This window comes from Actinospica sp., assembly GCF_035552695.1.
Taxonomy (GTDB): domain Bacteria; phylum Actinomycetota; class Actinomycetes; order Streptomycetales; family Catenulisporaceae; genus Actinospica.
Map to the genome: position 1 here is coordinate 1 of NZ_DASZKT010000124.1, position 12178 is coordinate 12178.

General features: G+C 68.4%; 12 protein-coding genes and 1 pseudogene. 5 read left to right on the forward strand and 8 right to left on the reverse strand.

Annotated elements, in window-relative coordinates:
- Positions 1–54: 54 nt before the first annotated feature.
- Positions 55–447: a hypothetical protein gene (locus VG296_RS15585; RefSeq protein WP_325566439.1), complete on the reverse strand. Its 393-nt coding sequence runs from the start codon at positions 445–447 to the stop codon at positions 55–57.
- A 327-nt stretch (positions 448–774) separates the two neighbouring features.
- Positions 775–1557, reverse strand: a complete 783-nt coding sequence (locus VG296_RS15590; protein ID WP_325566440.1) for an arylamine N-acetyltransferase family protein — start codon at positions 1555–1557, stop codon at positions 775–777.
- Positions 1558–1717: 160 nt separating this feature from the next.
- Between VG296_RS15590 and VG296_RS15595 the strand changes: the two genes are divergently transcribed.
- Entirely contained in the window at positions 1718–1903 is a 186-nt protein-coding gene (locus tag VG296_RS15595) for a hypothetical protein (protein ID WP_325566441.1), read from the forward strand.
- Between the two features lie 139 nt (positions 1904–2042).
- Positions 2043–2444, forward strand: a complete 402-nt coding sequence (locus VG296_RS15600) for a hypothetical protein (protein ID WP_325566442.1) — start codon at positions 2043–2045, stop codon at positions 2442–2444.
- A gap of 70 nt (positions 2445–2514) precedes the next feature.
- Here the strand turns inward: VG296_RS15600 and VG296_RS32875 are convergent, their stop codons facing one another.
- Entirely contained in the window at positions 2515–2805 is a 291-nt protein-coding gene (locus tag VG296_RS32875; RefSeq protein WP_349259571.1) for an RGCVC family protein, read from the reverse strand.
- 220 nt (positions 2806–3025) lie between these two features.
- Here VG296_RS32875 and VG296_RS15605 point away from each other — a divergent pair, with 220 nt between their 5' ends.
- Entirely contained in the window at positions 3026–4192 is a 1167-nt protein-coding gene (locus tag VG296_RS15605; RefSeq protein ID WP_325566443.1) for a serine hydrolase domain-containing protein, read from the forward strand.
- 272 nt (positions 4193–4464) lie between these two features.
- Here the strand turns inward: VG296_RS15605 and VG296_RS15610 are convergent.
- The 4 genes and pseudogenes from VG296_RS15610 to VG296_RS15625 form a co-directional block, all read right to left on the reverse strand.
- Positions 4465–5403, reverse strand: a pseudogene (locus VG296_RS15610) (TIM-barrel domain-containing protein); the annotation flags it as partial.
- On the reverse strand, positions 5300–7222 hold the full coding sequence (locus VG296_RS15615; protein ID WP_325566444.1) for a DUF1906 domain-containing protein: 1923 nt from the start codon (positions 7220–7222) through the stop codon (positions 5300–5302). The pseudogene VG296_RS15610 and the gene VG296_RS15615, both read right to left, overlap by 104 nt.
- Before the next feature lie 312 nt (positions 7223–7534).
- On the reverse strand, positions 7535–8962 hold the full coding sequence (locus VG296_RS15620) for an FAD-dependent oxidoreductase (protein WP_325566445.1): 1428 nt from the start codon (positions 8960–8962) through the stop codon (positions 7535–7537).
- A gap of 229 nt (positions 8963–9191) precedes the next feature.
- Positions 9192–10181, reverse strand: coding sequence for a YafY family protein (locus tag VG296_RS15625; protein ID WP_325566446.1), 990 nt, complete (start codon positions 10179–10181; stop codon positions 9192–9194).
- Between the two features lie 93 nt (positions 10182–10274).
- Between VG296_RS15625 and VG296_RS15630 the strand changes: the two genes are divergently transcribed.
- Together VG296_RS15630 and VG296_RS15635 are read left to right on the forward strand one after the other, a co-directional pair.
- A complete protein-coding gene (locus VG296_RS15630) occupies positions 10275–10673 on the forward strand; it encodes a VOC family protein (RefSeq protein WP_325566447.1) in 399 nt (132 codons plus the stop codon).
- A 707-nt stretch (positions 10674–11380) separates the two neighbouring features.
- Positions 11381–12004: a response regulator transcription factor gene (locus VG296_RS15635; protein WP_325566448.1), complete on the forward strand. Its 624-nt coding sequence runs from the start codon at positions 11381–11383 to the stop codon at positions 12002–12004.
- A gap of 40 nt (positions 12005–12044) precedes the next feature.
- Here VG296_RS15635 and VG296_RS32880 read toward each other — a convergent pair.
- Positions 12045–12178: hypothetical protein (locus tag VG296_RS32880; protein WP_349259506.1), on the reverse strand; the 134-nt coding region annotated here is incomplete at its 5' end.

Here is a 12178-nt window from a genome sequence, read left to right on the forward strand (position 1 = left end):
GTCAGCGGCTCGGCCCCGCCTTCCGGGGTCGCGTACTTCCGTGTCGGCGCGAACTCAGGCAGCGAGTTCGTGCTCTGCGACGTTGTGCACCTCGAGCGAGTGCACGACGTGCTCGGTGCCCACCTCGTGTGCGGTCAGATCGGCGAGCCCGACGGCCGCGAGTGCGAGCGCGTCGGCGAACACCAGCCAGGTCAGCGCGCTGCCGGAGAAGGTCAGCGCGGCGATCAGCGACCACAGCGCGACCAGGGCGAGGGCGCCGTGCCCGAAGCGGGCCGAACCGGACCGGGTGGCCGCCGCCGCGCCGGCCGCGAGGACCGCGAACAGCGTGGAGACGCCGAACCCGATCCAACCCGCCGTCGAGGCCGAGAAGGACATCGCGGTGACGGCCAGGAAGCCGCCGCCGACGAGGGCGAGGGTGTCGAGCGAGAAGCGAGGGCTGAGAGCCATGGGTACACCTCCATGCGAGCGATGGAAGTGAGTCGCGACAGGGCGATCTGACGTGCTGAGGCGGCTCGCTTGGCCTCCGGATTCCTTGGCGGAGGCACGTTAGGTGTAACGACGCTGCGGTGCGGCCTATGCCGCGGGAACTCAGTGCTGTGCATCACACGGTGAACGGTGCGTGCAGAGCGCCGAACGGCCCGTCATGCGTGGCAGCCGGTGACTGCTGACCAGCCCATAACTTCGGACTCGCTCGTCTAGGCCGATCCTGGGTGCGGGGGAGCGGCGGGCAGCCGCACCTCAAGCTCCACGCCCACGCGCATTTGTTGGGCGTCGTCAGCTGGTGCCCTGGCTGTGGTCGGGCACGCGGTCGAGCGTGAGGCCGAAGTGTGTGCGGTAGGCGGCGAGCACCTGCGCGTCGTCGTCCAGCGTTTCTTCGCTGCGCACGCCGCCTTGCGTGGTGGTGATCAGTCTGCGGCCCGCCAAGGTGATCATGCCGGTGTCCGTCAGGATGGTGCAGAACGGCGAGCGGGTGAAATGGGACGCGGGCGAGAACCGCTGGAACCCGTGCGCGATCGTGAAGTCCGCGAGCTCACGGGGACGCTGCTCGATGCGGTACTGCGGGGTTTCGTCGCGGTAGACGTCGAGGTCGCCGTCGGGTGTCGCCTCGATGCGGAAGACGCCGCCAGGGTCCGTCTGCTCACCGCGGGCGTCGAGGCGCAGCGGGAACTCGGTGTGCCGGCCGAAGCCGACGTCCACGAGCCACGGCTCGTCGAGGTCGACGCGCAGCGCGAGGTGGTCGAACGGCGGACCGAACCCGCTGTCGCCGCCGTGTACGCGCACGGCGAGCAGGCTCACCCGGTAGCCCAGGGCGCGCAGCAGCGCTGCGAGCAGCCCGTTGACCTCGTAGCAGTATCCGCCGCGCCGCCGCGTGACGATCTTGTCGAAGAGCGCGTCCTCGTCCAGGGGCACGTCCTCGCCGAGGTGGATGCTCAGATTCTCGAACGGCACCGTGTGCAGGTGCCGACCGTGCAGACGGCGCAGGTACTCCGTGTCGGCACGGCCGGGACGCGGCAGGCCGATCCGCTCGAGGTATGCGGTGACGGACGCTTCATTCATGTGATCCGTTATCCCAGCTCCGAGGCCGGGCTGCCATCCGGCGACGGGCCTACGCCCGACCGAGACCACACGCCGAGGCTGTACGGATTTGAACGGAAAACTGGTTCCGCGCCCGGCTGAGCGGCAGGCTCTCTGGCTGGCCACGGGTTCGGGAACGGGCATGACCTCCGAGAACAACCCGATGCGCCTGGGGGTCTTCGGCAACACGAGTCCGTCGCTCGTCACGCTGTCCAACGGCAATTTCGAAGTTGAGTTCAAGGGTGGCGATGGGTACCTGTGGCTGGCCATGGGCACCGGCACCACGATCACCTCCGACAACAACCCGAGACTCCTCGGCGTGGAATAGCGCGTAGCCCGGCCCCACCCTAACGGCCGAGTACCGCATGATTCCCACCAGGGGCGACACCTCTTAGAAGGTGTCGCCCCTGGTAGCGTGCGCGTCGAAGGCCGGGCCTACGTGCAGCGCACCACGTCAGGAGAATCGCATGCCGCAGCTGTCTGGCAAGAAGGAACAACGTGACGCCCGCAAGACCGCGCTGGAAGCCGAGGCCGACCGCGCCGGCTCGTTGTCACTGCCGCAGCTGGGAGCCGAGGTGATGACCAAGGCATTCACAGAGGTCGCGCCGGTGGCGGCGGGAGAACTGAACTACCTGGGCTTCGGGAAAATCGTCGCCCGATTTGCTCCAGGTGTGAGCCGCACGGATGCGAAGCTGTACGAGCGCTTCTCCGAACTCGTCGGCGAGGGCCTCCAGGTCCTCGAGCACGCGAGCCTCGTGCGCTTCCCGGCGGAGTCGATGGGCGCGGACTGCTATACGGCCACGCGCTTGGGACGAGCGGCGCTGGAGCGCGGTGTAGTCGAACACATCATCGTCGGCGGCAGCTTGTAGCTCTCCTCGGCAGATCCCCTCGGCAGAGTCGCGGGGCGCGGTTGAGTGCGTTCAGGCCACAGGGTCTTGACTAGCCCGCCGGGGACACGGCGGAGGGCGCGGGGCAGATGCAGCCGCGCGTCAAGGAGCCTTCGGCGGTGACTGTGCAATATCGCGAGGCGATCCGGTCATGCAGCGCGTGGGAATGACCGCATGCGCAGGTTTCATCCGAGGATTCGACGGAGTGCGACTGCTCGATGTTCACAGCTGCGCTGTCCGAAGACTCGGCGCGGGAGTTCGTTCCAATGCCGGGCAGGCGATAGTTCGCAGAGTTCGTCAAGGTTCTCGCATTCTCGCGAGCGGAGGGGGGACAGCTCAACATGAGCTACCACCAGTCTACGCTCGTGGACAGCTCGGGACGGCGGCCGCGCGCTGCGACACGGCGGCCGCGCGCTGCGACACCGCGGCCGTGCGGATTCAAGCCCGTCAGCCCTCTGTCGGATTGGGGGGCGGGCAGCAGGGTGGGCCACGAAGCGTGTTCCTAGTGTGATGCTCGTACCGCGGCCGCGGTACGACGTCCACACACCGGGAGCGTTCAGCCAATGATCAGGACCCTGCGCGCAGCTGTGACCGCGACGCTGGCCACCGCACTGCTCGCCGTCGCGTTCATTCCGTCGGCCAAGGCGGGTTCCGTGGGCCAAGACTCGCTATGGGAACAGGTCGACGCGGTACAGCAGACCGGAACCGTCGGTGTGCTGGCCGAGGTGATCGGCCCACGCGGATCCGCCTACGCCGCTTCCGGACAGGCCGACACCGCCACCGGGGCGCTGGTGCGGGCCGTTGACGAGTTCCGCATCGGCAGCGCCACCAAGACATTCGTCGCCACGGTGGTCCTGCAGTTGGCCGCCGAGCGCCGGCTCTCACTGGACGACACCGTCGCACACTGGCTGCCGGGCGTGGTGTCCGGCAACGGCAACGACGGCAGCAAAATCACTATCAGGGAACTGCTCCAGCACACCAGCGGGCTGTACAACTACGCCAACGACTTCCCGGAGCTCGCCTCGAGCGCCGCCTTCGAGGCCGACCGGTACACCACGTACACGCCAGGGCAACTGGTGGCGATCGCGATGCGGCACAAGCCCGACTTCGCTCCAGGCACCAACTGGGAGTACTCCGACACCAACTACATCCTGGCCGGCATGATCATCGAAAAGGCCACCGGGCACACCTGGCAGCAGGAAGTCTCCGACCGGATCATCCGGCCGCTGGGCCTGCAGCACACCGTCGCTCCGGCTACCAACCCGTCCATCCCGGGCACGCACCTGCACGGCTACTCCGATTTCGGCTCCGGGCCTGCGATCGACGTCACCTCGGCCAACATGACCTATGCCGGCTCATCGGGAGCCATGATCAGCACCACCGCCGACCTTATCCGCTTTCACCAGGCGCTGCTCGGTGGCCGGTTGCTGCCGGCCGCCGAACTGGCCGAGATGGAGACGACCGTGCCGGCCCACGAATTCGACTCCCTGTGGCCCGGTGCGCGCTACGGCCTGGGATTGATGTGGCTCCCGCTGAGCTGTGGAGGAGGCATCTACAGCCATGGCGGTGACGTCCCCGGCTACACCACCCTCGACGGCATCACTCCCGATGGGAGACATGCCGCCGTGGTCGAAGCGACCGGCGACGGCGGCACCGCCAGCCTGGCCACCCAACACGCCATGGTCGCGCTCGTCGACCAGCAGATGTGCTCCGCCGAGCCGAAGGAATAGTTCGGCGTCCCGCGTTCGCGGTACGGCAGCCGAAGACAGCCCCGGTCGGCGATCATCTCGATCGCCGACCGGGGCTTCCCGCTCATGCGCCTGGTTCTGGTTCTAGTTCTGGTTCCGGCCGCCGATCCACTTGTTCGGGGTGCACAGGGAAGGGATGAAGTTCTCCCCCTTCGGGCTGCCGAGGCCGGAGGCCATGAAGAACGGCACGGCGACGTCGAGAAGCGGCGCACGCCAGGCGCGCTCCACAGGAACGCCGCCTGGAGGTAGGGGACGAGTGACTCGCGCAGTTGCAGGAACGCGTCGCCCACGGCTTGGGTGGAGGCGTCGAACTGCCAGGGCAGGCGGTCGAGGTCCGAGGAGTGCAGTCGCATGATCGGCTGGAACACGCCCATCTGCAGGAAGCGCAGATACAGGTCGTCGGGGTCGTTGCTGTTGCCCGGCGGCGCGTAGAAGCCGCCGATGTCGTCGCTGACGTAGGGTTCGCCGATGCTCGCCTCGCCCGTGGTGCGCTCGATCTCGTCGGAGATCAGGCTCCAGGTGGCGTACGCGTCGCCGGTGAAGTGGACGACCGAGCGGTGGTCGGCCCACGCGCCGCTCGGGTATCGACCGGCCAGCGGTCGCAGGTTCGAGGCGCCGACCCGGGACAGCACGAATCCGCGCGCGCCGTTGTCGATCATCTGCTGGGCACTGAGCTGCCCGATCCAGCCGTCGGGGTCGACGCCGGGCGTCGAGACCTCGGATGCTTCGCAGCACCAGTCGAGCCAGTAGAAGTTCGCGCCGTCGTTCGACAACTCCTGCACGAGGTTGAAGTACGCCTCGGCCTGCGCCTCGTTGCCCCAGCCGAACACGTAGCAGGTGTCGGAGGGTCCGAAGGTGGGGCATCCTGCCTGCGCGAGGCTGCCGCCGGCTATGGACAGTGTCGCGGCGGCCTGGGGATCGCCGACCGGGATCTGGCCGTGCAGCGCGAGATCGACGTAGAGGTGCCGGCCGTTCGCCCAGGCGAAGAACTCGGGCGGGTTGGGAAACAGGGTGCTGTTGAACTCCCAGGAGGCGCAAGGTGGCCGCACCCGGCTGATGCCGGGTGCGGCCACCGATTGCGGAGCGCGGCTACTGCACCGGCACGTCGGCGGAGCCGAGGCAGGTGTTCGCCGGAGTAGTGGATCCGAGCGGCCGGCCGGCATTCTCGTTCGGCACCGTCCCGGCCAACGCATACTGCGCGAACTGCTCGGAAAGCACTCCGGTCGCGGCATCGCTGCTCCCGTCGGCCCCTTCGAAGACACCGCCGGCCGCGCTTCGCAACGGCACCGAGGGGTAGCCGAACGGCGTGTGACCGGGGGCCTCGCCGGCCGGGTTCGTCCAGCCGCAGGCGTTGTGGAACAGCGCGTCACTCGCCGCGGCACCGACCGCGATCACAAGATCGGAGCCGCTGGAATCGTCAGCCCACGCGGTTTCGAAGTTGCCGGTCAGATTGCTCGCGGGCAAGGCGAGTCGCTGCGCTTCGGCCTGCGCGATCGCCATGCTCTGGGCGTCGGCCGCGTAGAGCACGACCGAAGACGGCACCGAGGAACCACTGCTCACCAGGAGGAAGGTCTCGGTGATCTGTCTCCCGTTCGCGGTTGCCGTGATGGGCACGTCATACCGCCCGGAACCCAGTGTCGCGGCGCCCGTGACGTTGAGCGAGATGGACACCTGCCCGCTTCCGGACACGATCGCGGTGCCCGCCGCCGGCGAGACCGAGACTCCGGCGGGCGGGTCGGCCTTCCAGTGCACGACGGAGACCTGCCCGCCCGCCTGGATCTTCAGTTGCGTACTGCCGTTGCCGCCCGGCGCCACGGAAACCTCGGCGGGCTCGTCGGTCACCGTGGGTTGCCCGCCGGCCGCCGCGTACGGATCTCCGGCGACCGCGGCGTCGATGACGTCGCTGTCGAGGTTGAGCGTGGCCCCTCCCCAGGTCTCGTCGTGGCTTCCGTAGTACTGGTGCAGTATCGCGCCCTGCCAGTCGGCGGCCGGAGCGTAGGGGTTGGTGAGCACCGGGTTGTCGTTCCAGTCGGCGAACCACACGTCGTCCGGGCTCTGATAAGCACTGTTCGTGTATTGCTTCGCGAGGTCCGCGATGCCGGTCGCCGCGCTCGAGTACACGCCGGAGAGGTAGCCGGCGGAGTGCAGCCCCGCCGTCCAGGCGCCGAGGAACGTCAGGGTCGCCTGGCTGCACGCCGTGTTCGAGTTGTCGTAGCTCTCCATGTCATAGTAGATCGGCGTTCCCCGGCCGTAGCCGAACTCCTGGGCCGCCGCGACCGCGCTGGCCGCTTCGGCCTGGCCTTGCGCCGCGGCGTTTGACGGGTCGATCACCGTCGTGTTCGTCAGCTGCGTGCACGATGCCTGCGGCCCGACCCAGATCGGAATGAACTGCCAGCCCTCGGCCGCGACCTGGCCGACCCAGCTGTCGGTGAAGTCGCCGTAGGTGCACGCCCAGTTCGCGCCGCCCAGGTAGGTGCTGATCACACGATACGGCGATGCGAGCCAGTCGCTCATCGTGGCGGCCGACGGCACGGTGCACGTGTCGATCCCGAGTCCCCGCCCCTGCTCCAGCGACAGCCCCGTCGCCCCGGTCCCCTTGACCGTCGCCGTGGACGAGCCGCTTCCCGCCGCCGCATGCCCGCTCGCCGAGGTGGACGGTTTGCCGGACACGGCCTGCGGGGTGCTCACCGACGGGGCCTTCGCAGAGGTCTTCGCGGTCATCCGCGCCCCCGAGAGGATCGTACGGATCTGCGCCTCGCCGGAACCGTACGTCGCCGTGACCTGCACGCCGGGTCCGGGAGCCGTGAACTGCACCGTATGGCCCGTCGCCTCCGTAGCGGTCAGCGGGCCCGAGAAGGACGCGGTGTTCGAGCCCAGTTCCGCCGTTCCCGCCGGAACCGATGCCTGCTCGGGCTGTACCAGCACCGCTTCGGTCCGCCCGTACGCGCGCGTCGGGCACTGCTGGTCGGCTCCCGGCGTACCGAGGTAGACCGCGTGCTGATTGAACAGCACGCACCGCGTCGGATCGGCTGCGAGCTGGTAAACCGGCCACGAGGACGGAACCTGGATCTCATAGCCGTGATAGTCGATGGTTTGATATGTCGCGCTAGATGACGCCGCGGACGCGGATGGGACTCCCGCGAATCCGAGCAGCGCCATCAAGACGCCCCCAACTGCAATTTTTCGAAGCACTGCCGGACCATACCAAGGCCCTGCCCGACCGAACAAGCATTCGTAGAACGCCGTCTAGACCGTCGTGCTCCTCACCGAACACCTGATTATCGGGCCGTGAACTGCGATTTCTCCAAATGGATCGAGCGTTGTTTACGCCGCGATCTGCGACAGCAGTGTCTCCGTGTACTGCCAGATCAGGGTGGAGTCGTGCGCTGCGAACGCGGCGCCGTTCCAGTACGTGCTGCGCTTCCCCTGCAGGCCGTACAGGTTCGCGTAGAAGCCGCCGGCGATGTCGGACGCGCTGACCGTGAGCTCGTACGGCGTGTGGCTGGAGTAATCCGCGAAGACGGGCTTGGTAGCGGGGATCGTGCCCGCGTCCTGCAGCCGTCCGAGGCTTTCGAGGATGGCGACGCGCACGTCCACGTCGCTGAGCGGGACGTCGCTGCCGAACTTGATGTCGAAGAGCCCTGGCACGGCGCTCGGCGATACCGCGTAGAGCGCGGGCAGCGGCGGGAGGTTGTAGAGCGTGTCCGCGCCGATGTTCTGCACGGAGGTGGAGTCCGGAACGCCGGGCAGGCGGACCAGGCCGGTGTAGTAGTTGCCCTGGCGGAAACGGCTGAACACGGAGAGCTCGGTGTTGTCGAGATCGAAGGCGCCGAGCAGGCCGGGCAGCGGCGGCGCGGTTATGACGATCTTGTTGGCGCGGATGGTCACCGGGCCCTCGGGACCGACGGCGGACAGCTCCACGCCGCTGTCGCAGCGTGAGCTCGCGGCCACGGTGGTGTTCAGCAGCACGTTCTCGCCCAGGAAGGTGGTAGCGGCCTCGTACAGGGCGCTGTTGTCGTGCTTCGGAGTGCTGAGGAAGTCGCCGGCGAATATGTCGTTGACCACGGCGAGCCCGAAGTACTTGAGGATGTACACCGTCGGCGTCTGCAGAAGGTCCGCGAATCCCTGCGCGAAACCGCTGACGAGGAGCATCAGCGAGGTCAGCCCGTTCGCCGCGGCGAACTCACCCCACGGCTCGAGCAGCGCGGCCGGCACCGGGCTCGGCAGGTCATAGCCCGCGGCGAGATACGGGTACTGCTGCAGAATGCCGTAGTAGGCCTGGAGTGCGCTCGGCACCGGAGTCGTGAAGCCCGGCACGATCTCGCCGGTGCGGAAGTCCGCGTAGACGGGCGTGGGGCCAGCGCCCTCATTCACGGTCACCAGCGGCACGTTGAAGCGGCTGAAGTAGTTCTGGACGATCGGCAGGTTGTGGAAGACCTCGACCCCGATGTCGGTGGTGAGTCCGGTCGCCGGGTCCGTGTAGGTCTCACAGTGCCCGCCGAGCCGGTCCTTGTGCTCGACGACCACGACGCTGCTGCCGAGGTCCGTCAGCCGCACCGCGGTGTACGTGCCCGACGAACCGCCGCCGATCACGCACACGTCGCGCTCGATCACCTGACCCCCGTGGCCGGCCGTCGCGGCCGTGCCGGGGCTCTGCGCTGCGTACGCCGAGGGCGAGTTCGCCGTGCCGAGGCCGGCCGCCGCTCCGGCGCCCGCCAAGGCTCTGATCGCCTGCCTACGTGTGGATCGCATGGCTCTGACGCCCTCCCGTATCCCGGCCGTGCGGCCGATGGACGTTACGCAATTGAAACTGGTCGATGGACGATACATATTTGAACACTGACGGTGAAAGTGCGGCAACCAGCCGCGTGGGGCGCACTAAGGGCGCGCACGAGTTCCGGGAATGCGCCCCCTGAGAGGCCGGCCGGCCGAGCGGAACCCCGACGATCTGGACGGCCCGGCCCTCGCCGCAGACGGCGTGTCAGGTCTGGCGGGCGGAGGCTGTGAGCCGTTCGGCGAGCGCGGTGACGAGGTTTCGGAGTTCCTCCGGCCGTTCGATGACGAACGGCCGGTCGAGCGATGCGAGGACCGGGGGCAGCCAGTCGAGCCGCTCGGCCCGAAGTTCGACGCGGAGCCAGCGTTCGGCGTGCGGATCGGTGGTCGTCGCGTCCGGTGTCTCCGCCACGCTCGCGACGCTGGCGGGGAGCCGGGCGCGCAGTTGCTCGATCGTCGCGTGGATCCGCAGGGTCACCTCGTGCCGGTACGCGGCCGTGGCGAACCCCGTCAGGACGCGCTGGGCCGGGTCGAGGTCGGCGGGCGGCTCGAAGGTGCCTGGCAGGGTTCTGGCCTGTGCGATGCGATCGAGCCGGAAGGTTCGGTGCTGGCCGATCCCGGGGTCGATGCCCGTGACGTACCACCGGCCGGCATGGGAGACGATCCCGTATGGGTGCAGGGTGCGTTCGCTGTGTCGGGAGTCGCGGGCGGTGTACCTGATCGAGATCGGCCGGTGGTGGCGTACCGCATCGGCGATGGCGAGCAGGACGCCGGTCTCCGGGGTGACGAACTCGCCGGGCCCGGTCGTGAACGCGAGGGATTCGAGCACGGCGTCGAGTCTGCGGGTGAGGCGCTCGGGTAGCACCCGGCGGATCTTGGCCGTCGCGGTCTCACTCGCGGTGTCCGCCGACGTCGCCAGCCCGGCGCGGCGGCCGGCGATCAGGCCGAGCAGGACGGCGAGGGCCTCGTCGTCATTGAGCATGAGCGGAGGCAGCCGGTACCCGGGAGCGAGCCGGTACCCGCCGTAGCGTCCACGCACCGATTCGACGGGCACGTCGAGGTCGATCAGGTGATCCACGTACCGGCGCACGGTGCGCCCGTCGACGCCGAGCCTGTCGGCGAGTTCGGCGCCCGTCCGGATGCCGCCGGACTGCAGGAGCTCCAGGAGGGTGAGCACGCGGCCGGTGGGTCGAGCCATGTTCAGAGCCTAGCGCTAATAGTGGACCGATTCTGTCCACTATTAGTTCTAGCGTGCGAGGTGCAACGGTTCCTCAGCGCCAAGGAGATCACCATGGACCTCGTTTCGATTCGCGTCATCACCGGCGACATCGCACGCCTCGTCGACTTCTACGAGCGGGCCACTGGAGTGCGGGCGGCATGGTCCACCGAGGACTTCGCGGAGCTTCGGACCAATGGCGCCACCCTCGCCATCGGCAGCACGAGCACCGTGGCGTTGTTCGCGCCCGGCTCTGCCCGGCCGGCCGCCAACAGTTCCGTGATCATCGAATTCCTCGTCGACGACGTGGACCGCGTGCACCTCGGCCTGGCCGGCCGCAACGCCGACCTCGTCACCGAGCCCACGACGATGCCGTGGGGCAATCGCTCGCTGCTGGTGCGTGACCCCGACGGCAACCTCGTCAACTTCTTCACCCCGGTCACCCCGGCGGCCGTCGAGAGGCTCGCCCGCTGACGATTGCCCGGCCGCCCGGCCGCCCGGCCGCCCGGCCGCCCGGTCGGTGGATCGTGCCCGGAAGTCTGTCCGGCAGGTACTGTCCGCGCGCCGCGATCGTCTGAAAGATTCGACGGAGGTGCCCGGCGGCAGGGCCGGGGCGAGATGAGGCGATGCGTACCCTGGATATGAGTACATTGAGGAAGAACGGGGCCGGAGCCGCGCGGGGAGCTCCGGCCCGGGACCGGAGGAGCCGAGGGCCGCCAAGCCCAAGACGAGGTCGAAGTCCAAATCCAGATCGAAGTCCAGGTCCAGGTCGAAGTCTCAAGGCCGGTCGCTGTTCTCGCCCGGCCCTCCGCGGGGGTACGGCGCGCCGCGGCCCGCTGTCGGTTCGGCGGATTTCAGCTATGGCGCGGGCGACTACGGCGCTCCGCAGCCGGAATCGTCGAGAGACCGCGCGAAGTCCCGGCCGCCGGCGGGTAAGAGCTATGTGCCGGCGCCCGGATGACAGGAAGGCGATGGGGCCACCGCGCCGTTGATCGCGCGTATATCGGATGTGCAACGGGCTTCTACGCCGCCACGACAGACTTGCGACTCGGAAGCGGTCCCGTCCGCGAGTTTCGCTTCGCGGAGATCGGAGTTCGTAGTTCATGCTGAGTGCGCTCGCTTCGGCACCGACCGTGCCTGTTGGTCGCGCGCCGGCTCGTGACGAGGCGCCGGTCCGTCCGGTGGCCGTCTCGGTGCTGGCCGGTGATCCGCTCACGGGGGAGGGCGTCGTCGCGCATCTGAGGTTTCGTCCCGAGGTGCGGATTCTGGGTGCTGAGCGGCAGCATGAGGCGGAGGTCGTATTGATCGTGGTGGATCGGGTGACCGAGGACACGGTCAAGCTGATCGAGCGGGTCGCGGACAGATCAGAGAACGATGACGCGCGTTTCGTTCTGGTCGGCGAGGGCGTGCGCGAGCATCATCTGCTGCGCGCGGTCACCTTCGGCCTGGTGAGTGTCATCTCGCGGCGCGAGGCGGACTTCGACCGGATAGTGCGCGCGGTCCTCGAGGTGCGTCAGGGCCGGCTCGAGATGCCCGGCGTCGCGGTCGGCTGGCTCGTGGGTCGGTTGCGCACGATCCAGCAGAGCGTGCTCGAACCGAACGGCCTGACCGCCGCCGGTCTCGAGACGCGCGAGGTGGACGTGCTCGGCCTGCTGTCCGAGGGCTTGAGTACCGGTGAGATCGCCCAGCGGCTCAACTATTCCGAGCGCACGGTCAAGAACATCATCCACGGCCTGCTCACCCGCCTGAAGCTGCGCAACCGGACTCAGGCCGTGGCATACGCCGTGCGAACCGGCGCGCTGTGAACCACCAAGCAAGGGGTTCGACCGAGCTGCCACCGCGTGTTCACAGTCGTTCGTATCCTCGGCGTCGTTCCCAGTCCGTGACGGCCGCGTTGAAGGATTCGGTCTCGATGCGGGCGGCGTTCAGGTAGTGCGCGACGACGCCCTCGCCCAGGGCCGTTTTGGCCAGGTCGCTGG

Bases quoted from the DNA above. Each gene is read 5' to 3' on its own strand.
- VG296_RS15585 (WP_325566439.1), bottom strand. From the start codon at position 447: ATGGCTCTCAGCCCTCGCTTCTCGCTCGACACCCTCGCCCTCGTCGGC.
- VG296_RS15590 (WP_325566440.1), bottom strand. From the start codon at position 1,557: ATGAATGAAGCGTCCGTCACCGCATACCTCGAGCGGATCGGCCTGCCG.
- VG296_RS15595 (WP_325566441.1), top strand. From the start codon at position 1,718: ATGACCTCCGAGAACAACCCGATGCGCCTGGGGGTCTTCGGCAACACG.
- VG296_RS15600 (WP_325566442.1), top strand. From the start codon at position 2,043: ATGCCGCAGCTGTCTGGCAAGAAGGAACAACGTGACGCCCGCAAGACC.
- VG296_RS32875 (WP_349259571.1), bottom strand. From the start codon at position 2,805: ATGTTGAGCTGTCCCCCCTCCGCTCGCGAGAATGCGAGAACCTTGACG.
- VG296_RS15605 (WP_325566443.1), top strand. From the start codon at position 3,026: ATGATCAGGACCCTGCGCGCAGCTGTGACCGCGACGCTGGCCACCGCA.
- VG296_RS15620 (WP_325566445.1), bottom strand. From the start codon at position 8,962: ATGCGATCCACACGTAGGCAGGCGATCAGAGCCTTGGCGGGCGCCGGA.
- VG296_RS15625 (WP_325566446.1), bottom strand. From the start codon at position 10,181: ATGGCTCGACCCACCGGCCGCGTGCTCACCCTCCTGGAGCTCCTGCAG.
- VG296_RS15630 (WP_325566447.1), top strand. From the start codon at position 10,275: ATGGACCTCGTTTCGATTCGCGTCATCACCGGCGACATCGCACGCCTC.